Source organism: Streptomyces lienomycini (genome assembly GCF_027947595.1).
GTDB classification, from domain to species: domain Bacteria; phylum Actinomycetota; class Actinomycetes; order Streptomycetales; family Streptomycetaceae; genus Streptomyces; species Streptomyces lienomycini.
Window position 1 is genome coordinate 3258117 of the sequence record NZ_CP116257.1, and the last position, 16093, is coordinate 3274209.

Consider the following 16093-nt stretch of genomic DNA (forward strand, 5'->3'; position numbering starts at 1 on the left):
CTACACGGGCAGCGGCGAGCGGCTCACCCGGATCTTGGACTGGCCGTGCGGCCGCTTCTCCCAGTCCTCCATGAACCGCGCGTGCAGGTGGTGCTGGGCGGCGAGGGTGAGCAGGGTGTCCGTGCGGTAGTAGAAGTCCTCGCGCAGCACCTGGTGCTCGGTGCCCTCCGTCCGGTCGAAGGTGAAGTCGAAGAACCCGGTGCGGGTCAGGACCCGGCCGACGTGTGCGAGGCACTCGTCGATGACGCTCAGCGGCGAGTGCGAGAAGACGCTGTGCGCGTGGATGACGTCGAAGTGGTCGTCGGGCAGGAACTCCAGCCGGAGGTCCCCGGTGATGGTCAGGTGGGGCAGTTTCGCCTGGAGGCCGCGCTCGGTCAGGGTCCGCTTCGCGGCGATCAGGATGTCCGGCGAGATGTCGACGCCGTAGTAGTGACCGGTGTCGAGGTGGTCGATGAACCGCCAGCCGCCGCGCAGGTTGCCGCAGCCGATGTCGAGCATCCGGTGGTCGGGGCGCAGTCCGTGCTCGACGAGGTAGTCGAACTGCATCTGCCCGAGCGCCAGCCACCGGTCGTGCGTCCGGCTGCCCACCGCGGCCTCGGGATCGCGCCGGGTGTCGGAGGCCATCACCGCCCGGTAGTAGCCGACGTGGTCGGGGTGCCTGACCCGCAGCCACGCGTCCCGGCCGGCCCGGCGGACGTAGGGGCCGACACGCTCGGGATGGCGCAGCGCGTACCCGACCTTGTGGGTGAGCGCGGCGCGGTTGCTGCGCAGTTTCTTCGGGGACTTGGCGTCCTTGGACATGGCGGAACGACCTCCGTACGAGGGGTTCGGGCAGTGAGAGGGGGCCGGACGGGGCTGTCAGACCCGGCGGCGCAGGAGAAGGGCCGTGACGAGGACGAGGACGAGGGCGAGGCCGCCGAGCAGCGCCGTGTCGGTCCACTGGAAGGACCAGTAGTCGCCGGCCGGGTTGGCCTCGTAGTAGCGGGAGACATACCCGTGCCGGGTCATGCACTCCCGCAGTTCCGAACCGGAGGGGAAGGCGCACTCCAGCACGGAGTCCCGGCGGCCGGAACCCGTGATCAGCCCGTAGTGCCCGGTGGACCACTTGTCGCCCATCGGCGCCTTGGGCTGCCAGCCGTCGCTGACGTACCGGTGCGGCGGCACCAGCAGGCGGGCCCGGTGCGTCCACTGCACCAGCACCGCCGCCGCGCCCGTGACCAGCAGCGTCCAGGCCATGGCGGAGAGCACCCGCCGCGTCAGCAGACCGGCGAGGGTGCCCACGGCCAGCCCGAACAGCGCGGCGGCGACCAGGGAGGGGCCGGAGCCGGTGAGCGCGGTGGCCTCGTACCAGAACACGCCGTAGCTGCGGTTGACGGCGGGCTCCCACCACCACCGGAACAGCAGGGCCAGCGCCCCGGAGAGCACCGTGGTGCCCAGCGCGGCGAGGGCGAACCGGGAGGCGAACCACTGGGCGCGGCCGACGCCCTGGGACAGGATCATCCGGTGGGTGCCCAGCTCCCGGTCCCGGCCCAGCAGCGGAGCGCCCCAGAACATGCCGACCAGGACGGGCAGCGCCAGGTTGAGCGCGCCGAGCAGCTTGAGCGGCTCGACGTCCAGGAACTGCGGCAGCCCGTCCTGGGGCCGGGAGCAGTACAGCGGACCGGGGTCGCAGTGGTCGAACAGTCCGCTGCGCAGGTCGTCGAGCATGCCGGCGCGGAAGTACGCGGCGAGCGCGGCGGCTGTCAGCAGGACCGCCGCGCCGCACACGACCAGCGTCCGTTGCCGGCGCCAGGCCAGCCACAGCGTGCCCTTCACGCCACCGCCTCCTTCGCGGCACCGGGGCCGTCCCGGAGGTGGCCGAGCAGGATCTCCTCCAGGCCCGGCCGCTCGACGTGCCAGTCACCGCCGACCGGACCGCGCGGCCGCACCAGGGCGGTCAGCTGCCGTCCGTGCGTACGGCGGTGCACCACGGTGTGCCCCCGCAGCGACGGCTCCTCGTCGACGTGCCCGGTGAGCAGGGCGTGGCCCTCGCGCAGCGTGTCGGTGTCCTCGCTCAGCTCCACCCGTCCGGCCCGCAGCAGCATCACCCAGTCGCAGGTCTGCTCCAGGTCGGGCAGGACGTGCGAGGACAGCACGATGCTCACCTCGCGCTCCGCCGCCTCGGCCATCAGCGTCGCCATGATCTCGCCGCGCACCACCGGGTCGAGGTCGGCCAGCGGCTCGTCCAGCAGGAGCAGGTCCGGCCGCTTGCCGAGCGCGAGGGCGAGCGCCACGCGAGTGCGCCGGCCCGGCGACAGCTCGCCCACCCGGGCCGTCAGGGCGATGCCGCCCTCGCGCACCACCCGCTCGGCGACCGACCCGTCCCACGAGGCGTTCAGCTTGCGGCCCATGAGCAGGGTGTCGGCCACGGTGAAGCGGGGGTAGAGCGGCTTGTCCTGGGTCAGCAGGGCGACCCGGGTGCGGGCCGCGGCCGTGTCCGGCGGGATGTCCAGCACCCGTATCTCCCCGTGCGCGGGGCGCAGCAGTCCGCCGGCCAGGTGCAGCAGGGTGCTCTTGCCGGCGCCGTTGCGGCCGACCAGGGCGGTGATGCGGCCGCGGGGCAGTGTGAACCCGCAGTCCCGCAACGCCCACTCGCCGCGAGCCCGGTAGCGGAACCCGAGGTCCGTGGCGTGCAGCGCGGCGGGCTCGTCAGGCCCGGTCATGCGTCCTCCTGTTGTTGCTCGTCGTGCTCTTCGAGGGCCGCCGTGACCAGGGCGAGTACGTCGTCCCGCCCCAGTCCGGCCGCCAGGGCCCGTGCGACCCACGCGGCGAGGTCCGCCCGCAGGGGCGAGTCGTCCTCCGCGCCGGGCCGCGCCAGCGACCGCGTCACGAAGGTGCCGAGCCCGCGCCGCGAGCGGACCAGGCCCGCCTGCTCCATGTCGCGGTACGCCCGGAACACGGTGTTGGGGTTGATCGCAGTGGCGGCGACGACCTCCTTGGCCGTCGGGAGCTTGTCCCCGACCCGCAGCACACCCATCCGGAGTGCCTGTTCGGTCTGCCGCACGATCTGCACGTAGGCGGGGATGCCGCTCCGCCGATCGATCCGGTACTCGACCACGTCACCTTCCATGCTTTCATTAATTCATTAGTAGAAGCATGATCGGATCATGATCCGATGTCAAACGGCGTCCGTCATGGACTCCTTGTCCAGAGGCTGGACGTGTAGTCTGAGTTGATGAACGAATCCGCGCTGGACTCCGAACGCGACGCCGTCCTCGCCGCGCTGCGCCCCGTCGTCGAGGGCATCGCCGCGACGTTCGGGCCCGTCTGCGAGGCCGTACTGCACGACTACCGGCACCCCGAGCAGTCGGTCGTGGCCGTCGCCGGATCGGTGACCGGGCGGACGGTGGGCGGGGCGATGAGCGAGATCGGCATGCGCGTGCTGGCCCGCGGCGACGAGGCGCGCGACGAGCTGAACTACGTCACGCGCACCGCCGACGGCACGCTCCTCAAGTCCTCCACCATCGTGCTGCGCGACTCCACGGACGCCGTGTTCGGAGCTCTGTGCGTCAACCTGGACGTCACCGCCGTCGACCGCGCCCACGCACTCCTCGGCGCCCTCGCCGGGACCGCGCGCGCCCCCGCCGAAGTGCCCGCGACCACGTTCGGCGACGACATCGACGCCGTGGTCGACGCCATCGTCGACGACCACCCGCTGCGCCGGGACACCAGCTGGGCGGCGCTGGACCGGGACCGGCGACTGGAGCTGTTCCGCGACCTCGACGGGCGCGGCGTGTTCGCCGTACGCCGCTCGGTCGAGCACGTCGCCGCCCGGCTCGGCATCTCCCGCGCCTCCGCCTACCACTACCTCTCCCAGGCCCGCGCCGTCACCGGCCCGGCCGCCGACTCCGCCGGAGGACACCCGTGACGACCACCACGCCGGTCACCCTCGACGACGTCCGCTCCGCCGCGGCCCGCCTCGAGGGCGTCGCGCACCGCACGCCGGTGCTGCGCTCGCGCACCCTGGACGCCCTGGTCGGCGCCGAGGTCCACCTCAAGTGCGAGAACCTCCAGCGGGTCGGCGCCTTCAAGTTCCGCGGCGCCTACAACGCGGCCTCCCGCCTCGCGCCGGAGCAGCTGGCCCGGGGCATCGCCGCCTACTCCTCGGGCAACCACGCCCAGGCGGTCGCCCTGGCCGCACGCGAGCTGGGCACCACCGCGGTGATCGTCATGCCCGAGGACGCGCCGCCCTCCAAACGGGACGCCACCGTCGGCTACGGCGCCGAGATCGTCACCTACGACCGCTACACCGGCGACCGCGTGGCCCTCGCCGAGGCCCTCGCCGCCGACCGGGGCCTGACCCTGATCCCGCCCTACGAGCACCCGCACGTCATCGCGGGCCAGGGCACCGCCGCCCTCGAACTGGTCGAGGAGACCGGACCGCTGGACGTGCTGGTCGCACCCGTCGGCGGCGGCGGACTGATCGCCGGGAGCGCCACCGCGGTCAAGGGCCTGCACCCCGGCACCCGGGTCGTCGGCGTCGAACCGGAGGCCGGTGACGACACCCGGCGCTCCCTGGAGGCGGGCCGGCGTGTGACGGTGCCCGTCCCCCGCACCATCGCCGACGGCCAGGCCCTGCCCACCCCGGGCGAGCTGACGTTCTCCCTCAACCGGCGGCTCCTCGACGGGATCGTGGTGGTCTGCGACGACGAGATCCGGGACGCGATGCGATTCGCCTTCGAACGGCTCAAGACCGTCCTCGAACCGAGCGGTGCCACCCCGCTCGCGGCCCTCCTGAGCGGGAGGATCGACGCCCTGCCGGGCCGCGTCGGAGTGATCCTCTCCGGCGGCAACGTGGACGCCGCCCGCTTCGCCGCACTCTGCGCCGCCCCGCGCTGACCACCCGCCTCCCCCGGATGGCGCCGTCGAGTTGACAGGCGGACGATGGAGTGGTGGAGCCAGGGAAGGAGGAGCGTCATGCTGGAGGCAAAGACGCTCGACAAGCCGGACGAGCGGCGCGATTTCCCCCGCGGACACATCGAGGCCGTCCACATGGAAGGGCTGGACTTCGCCGTCGCGACCTTCGAACCGGGCTGGCGCTGGTCGGAGTCCGTGGCGCCGATCGCGGGCACCGGCAGCTGCATGATCCACCACAACTGCTACGTGGTGGAGGGACGCATGCACGTCCGCATGGACGACGGCGCCGAGAGCGAGGTGGGCCCCGGCGACGTCTTCGTCTGCTCACCGGGCCACGACGCCTGGGTCGTGGGCGACGGACAGTGCGTGGTGTACGACTTCGCCGGCAGCATGGCGAAGGAGTACGCCAAGGCCGACTAGCCGGACGCCCGGCGGCGGGAAGGAAGGGGCGACCGCCACGGCGGTCGCCCCTTCCTTCCCGTCTTCCCCCGCCTTCCGCTTCGGCCTCACGCGGCCAGTCCCACCGCCCCCACCGCCGGCGTCCGCAGCACCCGCCGGGCCGTGCCCACACTCGTCCCCAGCGTCACCGCCGCGGACACCGACACCATGGCGAGCCACACCCCGAGGAACTGGTCCGGCAGCACCGCGTCGGTACGGACCACCGTGAACGGCACCACACCGGCCAACGCGGCCACCGTGCCGAAGAACACCCCCGTCACCGTGAGGACGACGCCCTCGACGGCCACCACGCCCAGCACCTGCCCGGGCGTCGCCCCCGCCAGCCGCTGTTGACCGAATTCACGCGAGCGGTACGTCGTCGCCGCGTACAGCGAGTTGACCAGCATCACGCAGACGAACACCGCGATGACGCCGACCACCGTGAGGTTGAGCGTCTCCAGGTTCTTGGCGTCGACCGACTTCACCAGACCCGAGGCCCGCACCGCGTCGCTCTCCACCGCCTGCATCGTGAGCGTCGCCGTCGACACCGCTGTGAACAGGATCAACGACACGAGAATCCCGGCCGGCTGACTCGCCCGTTCCCGCAGGTTGCGCACGGCCAGCCAGCCACTCGCACCGCTCAGCGGCAGCCGCTCCAGCACGCCCTTCAGCAGCCGCGGCGACAGCAGCGCGAAACCGACCGAGAGGAGGATCGCCCCGTAGGCCGGCGGCGCCATCAGCGCCTCGTCCGTCGCGGAGAACAGGAACGTGGAGCCGGCGCCCACGGCCCCGGTGCCGAGCGCCGCACAGGCCAGGAAGCGCTTCGCCCCCGCCCGCTCCCGGCCGCCCCGCGTCAGACGCCGCACCGCCAGGAACGCCGCGCCCGCCGACGCGAGCAGGGTGATGCCCATGCCGCTCAGCAGTGCGACGGGCCCGAAGGAGTAGTCCACGGACCGCGCCACCTGACCGCTGTCCTGGAACATGTCCAGCAGCGCCCGCCCACCGAGCGACGCCGGGCCGATCGCCAGTGCCACGCCCACCAGCGCCACGGCCACCCCCTCACCCACGACCATCCGCTTGATCTGCGCCGGAGTCGCCCCCGAGCAGCGCAGCAGGTCCAGTTCGGCGGTGCGCTGACGCACGTTGACCGTCAGCGTCGAGGCCACCGCGAAGAACACCAGCAGGGCCCCGTACCCGCCGACGACCCCCGCCGCCGTGCCCAGCGTCTCCGAGCTGACCGGGTCGACGCCGTCCTGCGCTGCCGTGTCGTGCATCGAGTTGAACGTCATGACGACCGCCGCCCCCAGGAAGGCGGACAGCAGCGTCGCGAGGAACCGTCCGGGGCGGCGCCGGATCGACCTCAGAGCCAGTGCGAACATCGCTCACACCCCCGCCGGCACGTCGTCGCCCAGGTGGGCGAGGCGCTCCGCGACCGCGTCCGGCGTCGGGTCCTCCATCCGCCCGGCCAGCCGGCCGTCGGCGAGGAAGACCACCGAGTCGGCGTACGACGCGGCGACCGGGTCGTGCGTCACCATCACCACGGTCCGCCCGTGCACCCGCACCGCCTCCTGGAGCAGCAGCAGCACCTGTCGCGCGCTGCGCGTGTCCAGCGCGCCCGTCGGCTCGTCCGCGAAGATCACCCGGGGTTCGGTGACCAGCGCCCGGGCGATCGCCACCCGCTGCCGCTGACCACCGGAGAGCTGGTCGGGACGGTGGCCGAGCCGGTCCCCGAGACCGACCGACGTCAGGATCTCCCGTGCCCGCCTCCGGTCGACGCGCCGTCCGGCCAGCTTCAGGGGCAGCACCGTGTTCTGCGCGACGGTCAGCGTCTCCAGCAGGTTGTACTGCTGGAACACGAACCCGACCCGGCCGCGCCGGAACCTCGTCAGCTCCGCCTCGCCGCCACCGGTCAGCTCCTTGCCGTCCACGCACACGATGCCGGCGTCCGGCCGGTCGAGACCGGCCGCGCACTGCAGCAGCGTGGACTTGCCCGAACCCGACGGCCCCATCACCGCCGTGAACGTGCCGCGCCCCAGGCTCAGCGTGACACCGTCCAGGGCGGTCACGGCGTTCTCCGCCGAGCCGTAGGTCCGGGTCACCTTGACGAGCCGGAGGGCCTCGGGGGCGGGGCCCGGGTCGTGGTTGCCTCGTGCGCCGGAGCGGAACATCGTCATCACCTTCCGTGCGGCACGCCCTGTGCGGTGCCTCGTGGAAGACGCTACGGAGAGCGGATCCGGGCCGCACTGGGCACAGAACCCGTATGCGGGGGTGTACTCAGTGACACCCCGCCCCCGCATGCGCCACCATGACCGCCATGACCGACGGAATACGGTGGCTCGCCGAACCCCAGTGCCTCTCCCGCGACGGCTACAGCGTGGTGATGTCCCGCGAACTGGCCTCCGACGAACTGGTGTCGCGTCTCACCAGGACCGCACGCGGAGCGAAGCGCACGGCACACGCCATCGGCGAACTCACCCACACCCAGGTCTACGACGTGCTGGAGGGGTTCTACGGGGAGAGGCCCCACGACGGTCTCGCCCTGCGGCACGGAGAGCGCGGCGAATGGTCGTTCGCCGTCAAGTGCGGGGACTGGCCCGCGGAGTTCGGCGAGGAGCCCCCGCTCTCCCGCGGCGGCGCCCACGTCTTCCAGCTGGAGTACGACGAGCAGAACGTCAAGTCGGTGCCGCCGCGGTTCGCGTACCGCCACGACGGGCGCGACATGTGCGCCTTCAACCTGCATCTGAACGGTTCGTGGGGCCCCGGGGGCGTCGTCGGCGACCCGGAGATCGCCCCTCGTGTGGAGGCCGTCCTGGCGGCCGCCGGGCTGCCCGACGACGACCTCGACCCGCGTACGGCGCACCGGACCTCGCTGGAGGTCCTGGAGGCCCTCTTCGAGCTGTCACTGCCCCGGGAGGCGATCGTCAGCGGCACGCTGCCCGCCGTCGTCCTGAGGACCGGGTGACCACCCGGCCCGGTCAGTAGCCTCAGCCCTCCACCAGCACCACCTCCAGGGTGCGCGGACCGTGCACCCCCTCGACCCGGTCCAGCTCGATGTCACTGGTCGCGGACGGACCGGAGATCCACGTCAACGGGCGGGCCGGGTCGAGGCGTTCGAGCGCGAGCGGCACCGACGCGACCACCTGGTCCGGCACCCGGACGACGCAGATGTGGTGGTCCGGGACCAGGGTGATGCGGCGGCGGCCCTGGTCGGGGGAGCCGTCCAGGACGATGGTGCCGGTCTCGGCGACGGCCACGGCGCAGCCGGTGACCACGCTGTCGACCCGGTCGAGTTCCCGCGCGGTGCTCGCCGCCCGGTCCTGGACCAGGTCCGCGTCGACAGCCCGCGACCACTCCTTCGGCAACCCGTGGGGGACCACCACGCTCGTGGACCCGTGCGCGGACAGGAGACCGGCGATCAACTCGGGCAGTTCCCCCTGCGCGCAGCGGTGCACGAGCGCCCGGTAGTCCGCCAGGTTCTCGGCGAGCAGGTCCACCGTCCTTGCGGCGGACCGCTGCCCGTGCTCGCGCAGATAGTCCCGGGCGACGGGCGCCTCGTCGCCCGGCACGTCCGCCAGCGCGCGCCGGACCCGGCCCAGGATGCGTTCCCTGCTGCTCACTTCGCTCCGCCCTTCCCGCCGTGCGTGCGCTGCCACCAGTCCCGGAACGGCTCCGCGGGCACTGCCGGGAGGTCCCGGCTGCCGCTCCACGCCCGGCCGGGACCGGGCAGCGTACGCGGATGCAGGCGGCGGGTGCGCGAGGCCAGCCGCTGCCCCGTCCGCAGCGCGCCCGGGTGCGTGAACGCCCACTGCGCCGCCCGCATCGCCGCACGCTCGGCGGCGTGCCCCTTGGCGGGCCTCAGCACCACCCGGTTGCCGTTCCGGACGGCCGGACCGCCCTGCACCACCCGCTCCCGCAGGTGCACCAGCACCTCCGGGATGTCGATGGCGACCGGGCACACCTCGTAGCAGGCGCCGCACAAGGAGGACGCGTACGGCAGCGAGGCGTCGATCTCGCTGCCAGTGCCCCGCAGTTGGGGGCTGAGGATGGCGCCGATCGGGCCCGGGTACACCGAGCCGTAGGCGTGGCCGCCGGCCCGCTCGTACACCGGGCAGACGTTCAGGCAGGCCGAGCAGCGGATGCAGCGCAGCGCCTGGCGGCCCACCTCGTCGGCGAGGGTGTCGGTGCGCCCGTTGTCCAGCAGCACCAGGTGGAAGGCGCGCGGACCGTCCTCGTCGGTCGTGCCGGTCCACATGGACGTGTACGGGTTCATGCGTTCGGCCGTCGAGGAACGGGGGAGGGTCTGCAGGAACACCTCCAGGTCCTGCCACCTCGGCACGATCTTCTCGATGCCGACGACCGAGATCAGCGTCTCGGGCAGGGTCAGGCACATCCGCCCGTTGCCCTCGGACTCCACGACCACCAGCGTGCCGGTCTCGGCCACCACGAAGTTGGCGCCGGAGATGCCGACCCTGGCCCGCAGGAACTTCTCCCGCAGGTGCAGCCGGGCCGCCTCCGCGAGTTCGGCGGGCGTGTCCGTCAGGTTCTCGGGCGCGGGACGGCCCCACTCGCTCATCTCGGAGCGGAAGATGTCCCGGATCTCGCCGCGGTTGCGGTGGATGGCGGGCACCAGGATGTGCGAGGGCCGGTCCTTGCCCAACTGTACGATCAACTCGGCGAGATCGGTCTCGTAGGCGTGGATCCCCCGCGCCTCCAGGGCCTCGTTGAGGGCGATCTCCTGCGTCGCCATCGACTTGACCTTGACGACCTCCGACTCGCCGGTCTCCTCGACGAGGCGGGCGACGATCTCGTTGGCCTCGTCCGCGTCGGCGGCCCAGTGGACCGTGCCGCCGGCCGCCGTCACCGCCTCCTCCACCTGCACCAGGTAGCGGTCGAGGTGGCGCAGCGTGTGGTCCTTGATCTGCTTCCCGGCCTCGCGCAGCGCCGCCCAGTCGTCCAGCTCCGCGACCGCGCGGGCCCGCTTGTCCCGGATGGTGTGGGTGGCGTGGCGCAGGTTGCCGCGCAGGGTCTCGTTGCCCACGGCCTCCCGGGCCGCGACCGGAAAGGCCGGCATTCCCACGAACGTCCCGCTCATACGGCCGCCTCCCGCGTGCTCGCCAGGATCTCCGCGATGTGCACCGGACGCATGCCCGTGCGCAGCCGCGTCATCGTCCCGCCGATGTGCATCAGACAGGAGTTGTCGGCAGCGCACAGCACGTCCGCGCCGGTGGACTCGGCGTTGCGCACCTTGTCCGTGCCCATCGCCGCCGACACGTCGGAGTTCTTCACGGCGAAGGTGCCGCCGAACCCGCAGCACTCCTCGGCGCCCGGCAGCTCCACCAGCTCCAGCCCCTCCACCGCCTCCAGCAGGCGCCGGGGCCGGTCGCCCAGGCCCAGGCTGCGCAGACCGTGGCAGGTCGGGTGGTACGTCACCGCGTGCGGGTAGTACGCCCCCACGTCGGTCACCCCCAGCACGTCCACGAGGAACTCCGTCAGCTCGTACGTCTTCGGCACCACCGGCGCCAGCGTGGCCGCGAGCGCGTCCCCGCGCCCCTCCGCCCGCGCCCGCTCGCCCATGCGCGGATACAACTCCCGCACCATCGCGCCGCACGATCCCGAGGGCGTCACGATCGCGTCGTGGTCCGTGAACACGTCGGCGAAGTGCCGGGCCAGCGGCTCGGCCTCGTGCCGGTAACCCGTGTTGTAGTGCGCCTGCCCGCAACAGGTCTGGGCCATGGGGAAGTCGACGTCGACGCCCAGTCGGGTGAGCAGCTCCACCACGGCCCGGCCGGTCTGCGGATAGAGCGTGTCGTTGACGCAGGTCAGGAACAGGGCGACACGCATCGCGGCTCCTCGTGTTCGATGGTCGGGCGCATGCCCAGAGCAGGGTAGTCGTCGGGACCGAGGGCGGGGGAGACCCGGTTCACCGGTCGGCGAGTCGGGTCTCGGCGGCCCGCCAGCGGGCCGTGTCGCCGCGCGGCTCGTAGCGGGTCGGCGACTGGGTGCGGGCCAGCAGCCGGCGCATCCCGCCGAGGTCGCCGACCCGTCCGTGGGCGCGGGCCTGCACGAGGACGTTGCCGAGCGCGGCGGCCTCGGTCGGCCCGGCCACCACCGGCAACCCGCAAGCGTCGGCGGTCAGTTGGCACAGCAGCGCGTTGCGGGTGCCGCCGCCGACCACGTGGACCACGTCGACCGGGTGCCCGGCCAGCCGCTGGGCGTCCGCCACGGCCCCGCGGTGGGCCAGCGCCAGCGAGTCGAGGATGCACCGGGTCACCTCGGCGGGCGTCCCGGGCACCGGCTGCCCCGAGGCACGGCACGCCTCGGCGATCCGCTCCGGCATCCGGCCCGGCGCCAGGAACGCCGGGTCGCCCGCGTCCACCACCGACCGCAGCGCCGGCACCCGGGCCGCCTCGGCCAGCAGCGCGCCGAGGTCCGGGTCGCCCCAGGCCCGTACGCACTCCTGGAGCAGCCACAGCCCCATGATGTTGCGCAGATACCGGACGGTGCCGTCCAGACCGAGTTCGTTGGTGAAGTTGGCGGCGCGGCTCTCCTCGGTCAGCACCGGAGCGGTCAGCTCCAGCCCGGCCAGTGACCAGGTGCCGGTGCAGATGTACGCGAACCGCTCGTCCGCGGCCGGTACGGCGGCCACCGCGGAGGCGGTGTCGTGCGAACCGACCGTCGTCACCGGCACGGGCCCCGTGAGCCCCGTCTCCTCCAGCACCTCGGGCCGCAGCACCCCGGCCGGGTCGCCGGGCCGGCGCAACGGGGCGAACAGGCCCAGGTCGATGCCGAGCCGGCCGGCCACCTCGTGCGACCAGTCGCCCGTGCGGGGGTCGATCAGCTGGGTGGTGGAGGCGTTGGTCAGCTCCGTGCCCTGCTCGCCGGTCAGCCAGTAGGTCAGCAGATCGGGGATCAGCAGCAGCCGTCGCGCCGCCGCGAACTGGGCCGTGCCCCGGGCGGCGGCGAGCTGGTACAGGGTGTTGAACGGCGCGTACTGCAACCCGGTCGCCGCGTACAGCTCCTCGGCCGGCAGCGTGGCCCACACCCGCTCCGCGACGCCCTCGGTGCGGGCGTCCCGGTAGTGCACGGGGTTGCCCAGCAGCGCCCCGTCCGCGTCCAGCAGCCCGTGGTCGACGGCCCAGCTGTCCACGCCCACCGAGTCCACCGGCCCGGCCGACCGCAGCCCGTCCAGCACACCGGCGTACAGCGCGAGGACGTCCCAGCGCAGCCCGTCGGGCGTACGGACCGGACGGTTGGGGAAGCGGTGCGCCTCGGTCAGCTCCAGCCGGTCGGGGCCGACGCGGCCGACCATGACGCGCCCGCTGGACGCGCCGAGGTCGACCGCGGCGTACGACCCGACGTCCCCGGAGTCGCTCATCGCAGGAACGCGGCGGCGACGCCGGCGTCGACCGGGACGTGCAGGCCGGTGGTGTGGGTGAGGTCGCCGCCGGTCAGCGCGAACACGGCGTTCGCGACGTGCTCGGGCAGCACCTCGCGCTTGAGCAGCGTGCGCTGCGCGTAGAACTCGCCCAGCTTCTCCTCCGGCACCCCGTACACGGCGGCGCGCTTGGCGCCCCAGCCGCCCGCGAAGATCCCGGAGCCGCGCACCACGCCGTCGGGGTTGACGCCGTTGACGCGGATGCCGTGCTCGCCCAGTTCGGCGGCGAGGAGACGCACCTGGTGGGCCTGGTCGGCCTTGGTGGCGGAGTAGGCGATGTTGTTCGGGCCCGCGAACACGGCGTTCTTCGACGCGATGTACACGATGTCGCCGCCCAGCTGCTGCGCGGTCATCACCCGGGCCGCCTCGCGCGAGACGAGGAAGGAGCCGCGGGCCATGATGTCGTGCTGGAGGTCCCAGTCCTTCGCCGTGGTCTCCAGGAGCGGCTTGGAGATGGAGATCCCCGCGTTGTTGACCACCAGGTCGACCCCGCCGAAGGCCAGCACCGCCGCCTCGAAGGCGTCCGCGATCTGCTCCTCGGAGGTGACGTCGACGGTCACGGCGACCGCCCTGTCCGCCCCGCCCAGCTCCTCGGCGACCTTGGCCGCGTTCCCGGCGTTCAGGTCCGCGACGACCACGCACGCGCCCTCGTCGACCAGCCGCCGCGCGATCGCCCTCCCGATCCCGCTGCCCGCGCCTGTGACGAGGGCGACGCGGGTGGCCAGCGGCTTCGGCTTCGGCATCCGCCGGAGCTTGGCCTCCTCCAGCGCCCAGTACTCGATGCGGAACTTCTCCGACTCCTCGATCGGCGCGTACGACGACACCGCCTCCGCCCCGCGCATCACGTTGATCGCGTTGACGTAGAACTCGCCGGCCACCCGCGCGGTCTGCTTGTCCTTGCCGAAGCTGAACATGCCCACGCCCGGTACCAGCACGATCGCCGGGTCCGCGCCCCGCATGGCGGGGGAGTCCGGCTCGGCGTGCCGCCGGTAGTAGGCGGCGTACTCCTCGCGGTAGGCCGCGTGCAGCTCCCTGAGCCGGGCCACCGCCTCGTCCAGCGGCGCGGTCGGCGCCACGTCCAGGACCAGCGGCCGCACCTTGGTGCGCAGGAAGTGGTCGGGGCAGGAGGTGCCGAGCGCCGCGAGCCGGGGGTGCTCGGCGCGCGCGAGGAAGTCGAGGACCACGTCCGCGTCGGTGAAGTGCCCGACCTGCGGCCGGTCCTGGGAGGCCAGACCGCGGACGTACGGCGCCAGCGCCGCCGCCCGCTCCCGCCGCCCGGCCTCGGGAAGCGCCGCGTACCCCTCGATCACCGGACCGAACGGCTCGGCCTTCCCGCGCTCGGCGAGGAAGGCCTCGGCGGTGCGGATGATGTGCAGGGAGTTGCGCTCGCACTCCTCGGAGGTGTCGCCCCAGGCGGTGATGCCGTGCCCGCCGAGCACGCACCCGATGGCCTGCGGGTTGGCCTCCTTGACGGCCGCGATGTCCAGCCCGAGCTGGAACCCGGGCCGCCGCCACGGCACCCACACGACGGTGTCGCCGAAGCACTCGGCGGTCAGCTTCTCGCCGTCCGCCGCGCAGGCCAGCGCGATCCCGGAGTCCGGGTGGAGGTGGTCGACGTGGGCGGCCTCGACGAGTCCGTGCATCGCCGTGTCGATCGAGGGCGCGGCGCCGCCCTTGCCGTGCAGGCAGTAGTCGAAGGCGGCGACCATCTCGTCCTCGCGCCCGACGCCCGGGTAGACGTCCTTGAGCGCCCGCATGCGGTCCAGCCGCAGCACGGCGAGCCCGCCCTCGGTGAGCGTCCCGAGATCCCCGCCGGACCCCTTGACCCACATCAGTTCCACATCACCCCCGGTGACGGGGTCGGTTCCGGCGCCCTTGGCGGACGCGTTGCCGCCGGCGTAGTTGGTGTTGCGCGGATCGGCCCCGAGCCGATGGGAACGGGCGAGGAGGGCGGCGGCTTCAGGGTGAGATGTCATGACGGTGCCTTTTCGACGGAGGGGAGGAGGTGCGCCCCTTCAGGGGCGCGGGGAACTGCGCGATCAACCACGATCAACCGCAGCCCGCCAACGACGGAAACCCGGCAGACGCCTACGCCCCCCACCCGGCCTGCTCGCCACCCACCCGTTCGGCAACGACCTTCTCCGCCCACCCGCAGGAGCGATACGCCTTCATGGGCTCGGGGTCCAACCCCGACTCCTCCCGCACCTCCCGAAGAAGCGGACGCACGTCCGTGTTGTACGCGTCCATCAACACCGCGTTGGCCTCCAGCACATCCCCCGAGTCCTGCGCGGCGGCCAGCGCCGGACCGTCGACCAGCAGCGCCTTCGCCGTGGCCTCCTGCACGTTCATCACCGACCGGATGATGGCCGGGATCTTCGCCTCGATGTTGTGGCACTGGTCGAGCATGAACGCCACGTCGGACGTGAACCCGCCGCCGCGCACCACCTCGTACATGATCCGGAACAGCTGGAAGGGGTCGGCCGCGCCGACCATCAGGTCGTCGTCCGCGTAGAACCGCGAGTTGAAGTCGAACCCGCCGAGCTTCCCCTCCCGCAGCAGCGTCGCCACGATGAACTCGATGTTCGTGCCCGGCGCGTGGTGCCCCGTGTCGACCACGACCTGCGCCTTCTCGCCCAGCTTCAGGCAGTGCGCGTACGCCGTGCCCCAGTCCGGCACGTCCGTCGTGTAGAACGCCGGCTCGAAGAGCTTGTACTCCAGGAGCATCCGCTGGTTCTCGCCGAGCCGCCCGTACACCTCGGCCAGGCCCTCGGCCAGCCGGTCCTGCCGGGAGCGGATGTCGTCCTGCCCGGGGTAGTTGGTGCCGTCGGCGAACCACAGTTTCAGGTCGCGCGACCCGGTCGCGTCCATGATGTCGACGCACTCCAGCAGGTGGTCGACGGCCTTCCTGCGCACCGCCGCGTCGGGGTGGCAGATGCTGCCGAGCTTGTAGTCGTCGTCCTGGAAGGTGTTGGAGTTGATCGCGCCGATGCGCACGCCCCGCTTCTCGGCGTGCGCGGCCAGCGCGGCGTAGTCCTCGACCCTGTCCCACGGGATGTGCAGGGCGACGGTCGGGGCCGCGCCGGTGAACTCGTGCACCTTCGCCGCGTCGTCCAGCTTCTCGAACGGGTCGCGTGGCACGCCGGCCTGGGCGAACACCTTGAAGCGGGTGCCCGAGTTGCCGTACGCCCACGACGGCGTCTCGACGGCCTGGGTCTTGAGCGCGGCCTTCACCGCGGCGAGCTCGGTCACTTCGGCGCTCCTGTGGCATCGGGTCGTGACCAGCGGTGAGGCACGACCATGTGTGAAACGATTCAGAACGCGAAG

At 72.7% G+C, this 16093-nt stretch carries 16 protein-coding genes; 4 read left to right on the forward strand and 12 right to left on the reverse strand.

Annotated features, from left to right (window positions below):
• The 4 genes from BJ961_RS14650 to BJ961_RS14665 are packed head-to-tail and all read right to left on the reverse strand — an operon-like array spanning position 1 to position 3109.
• Positions 1 to 801 carry a class I SAM-dependent DNA methyltransferase gene (locus tag BJ961_RS14650; RefSeq protein WP_271413255.1) on the reverse strand — a complete coding sequence of 267 codons (801 nt, stop codon included), beginning with the start codon at positions 799 to 801 and terminating at the stop codon, positions 1 to 3.
• A gap of 57 nt (positions 802 to 858) precedes the next feature.
• A complete protein-coding gene (locus tag BJ961_RS14655; protein ID WP_271413256.1) occupies positions 859 to 1815 on the reverse strand; it encodes an ABC transporter permease in 957 nt (318 codons plus the stop codon).
• Positions 1812 to 2702, reverse strand: coding sequence for an ATP-binding cassette domain-containing protein (locus BJ961_RS14660; RefSeq protein WP_271413257.1), 891 nt, complete (start codon positions 2700 to 2702; stop codon positions 1812 to 1814). The genes BJ961_RS14655 and BJ961_RS14660 overlap by 4 nt, the downstream gene beginning before the upstream one ends.
• Entirely contained in the window at positions 2699 to 3109 is a 411-nt protein-coding gene (locus BJ961_RS14665) for a GntR family transcriptional regulator (RefSeq protein ID WP_271413258.1), read from the reverse strand. The genes BJ961_RS14660 and BJ961_RS14665 overlap by 4 nt, the downstream gene beginning before the upstream one ends.
• 105 nt (positions 3110 to 3214) lie before the next feature.
• Between BJ961_RS14665 and BJ961_RS14670 the strand changes: the two genes are divergently transcribed.
• The 3 genes from BJ961_RS14670 (at position 3215) to BJ961_RS14680 (ending at position 5316) form a co-directional block, all read left to right on the forward strand.
• Positions 3215 to 3907 (forward strand): helix-turn-helix transcriptional regulator, encoded by a 693-nt coding sequence (locus tag BJ961_RS14670; protein ID WP_271413259.1) that lies wholly within the window; start codon positions 3215 to 3217, stop codon positions 3905 to 3907.
• Entirely contained in the window at positions 3904 to 4878 is a 975-nt protein-coding gene (locus tag BJ961_RS14675) for a pyridoxal-phosphate dependent enzyme (RefSeq protein ID WP_271413260.1), read from the forward strand. The genes BJ961_RS14670 and BJ961_RS14675 overlap by 4 nt, the downstream gene beginning before the upstream one ends.
• Positions 4879 to 4956: 78 nt before the next feature.
• On the forward strand, positions 4957 to 5316 hold the full coding sequence (locus tag BJ961_RS14680) for a cupin domain-containing protein (RefSeq protein WP_271413261.1): 360 nt from the start codon (positions 4957 to 4959) through the stop codon (positions 5314 to 5316).
• Positions 5317 to 5402: 86 nt separating this feature from the next.
• Here the strand turns inward: BJ961_RS14680 and BJ961_RS14685 are convergent, their stop codons facing one another.
• On the reverse strand, positions 5403 to 6713 hold the full coding sequence (locus BJ961_RS14685) for an ABC transporter permease (RefSeq protein WP_271413262.1): 1311 nt from the start codon (positions 6711 to 6713) through the stop codon (positions 5403 to 5405).
• Positions 6714 to 6716: 3 nt separating this feature from the next.
• Positions 6717 to 7508, reverse strand: a complete 792-nt coding sequence (locus BJ961_RS14690) for an ABC transporter ATP-binding protein (protein WP_381156313.1) — start codon at positions 7506 to 7508, stop codon at positions 6717 to 6719.
• A gap of 140 nt (positions 7509 to 7648) precedes the next feature.
• On the opposite strand from BJ961_RS14690, the gene BJ961_RS14695 reads away from it, so the two are divergent.
• Positions 7649 to 8296 (forward strand): hypothetical protein, encoded by a 648-nt coding sequence (locus BJ961_RS14695; RefSeq protein ID WP_271413264.1) that lies wholly within the window; start codon positions 7649 to 7651, stop codon positions 8294 to 8296.
• Between the two features lie 22 nt (positions 8297 to 8318).
• On the opposite strand, the gene BJ961_RS14700 is transcribed toward BJ961_RS14695, so the two are convergent.
• From BJ961_RS14700 to rhaI, 6 genes are all read right to left on the reverse strand, one after another.
• A complete protein-coding gene (locus tag BJ961_RS14700) occupies positions 8319 to 8951 on the reverse strand; it encodes a LutC/YkgG family protein (RefSeq protein WP_271413265.1) in 633 nt (210 codons plus the stop codon).
• A complete protein-coding gene (locus BJ961_RS14705) occupies positions 8948 to 10426 on the reverse strand; it encodes a LutB/LldF family L-lactate oxidation iron-sulfur protein (RefSeq protein ID WP_271413266.1) in 1479 nt (492 codons plus the stop codon). The genes BJ961_RS14700 and BJ961_RS14705 overlap by 4 nt, the downstream gene beginning before the upstream one ends.
• A complete protein-coding gene (locus tag BJ961_RS14710; protein WP_271413267.1) occupies positions 10423 to 11175 on the reverse strand; it encodes a (Fe-S)-binding protein in 753 nt (250 codons plus the stop codon). Before BJ961_RS14710 ends, BJ961_RS14705 begins: the two co-directional genes overlap by 4 nt.
• 79 nt (positions 11176 to 11254) lie before the next feature.
• Complete coding sequence (locus BJ961_RS14715) at positions 11255 to 12709, reverse strand: rhamnulokinase (RefSeq protein ID WP_271413268.1); 1455 nt, start codon at positions 12707 to 12709, stop codon at positions 11255 to 11257.
• Positions 12706 to 14745: a bifunctional aldolase/short-chain dehydrogenase gene (locus BJ961_RS14720; protein WP_271413269.1), complete on the reverse strand. Its 2040-nt coding sequence runs from the start codon at positions 14743 to 14745 to the stop codon at positions 12706 to 12708. Before BJ961_RS14720 ends, BJ961_RS14715 begins: the two co-directional genes overlap by 4 nt.
• 112 nt (positions 14746 to 14857) lie before the next feature.
• Positions 14858 to 16018, reverse strand: coding sequence for an L-rhamnose isomerase (gene rhaI, locus BJ961_RS14725; RefSeq protein ID WP_271413270.1), 1161 nt, complete (start codon positions 16016 to 16018; stop codon positions 14858 to 14860).
• Between the last annotated feature and the right edge of the window lie 75 nt (positions 16019 to 16093).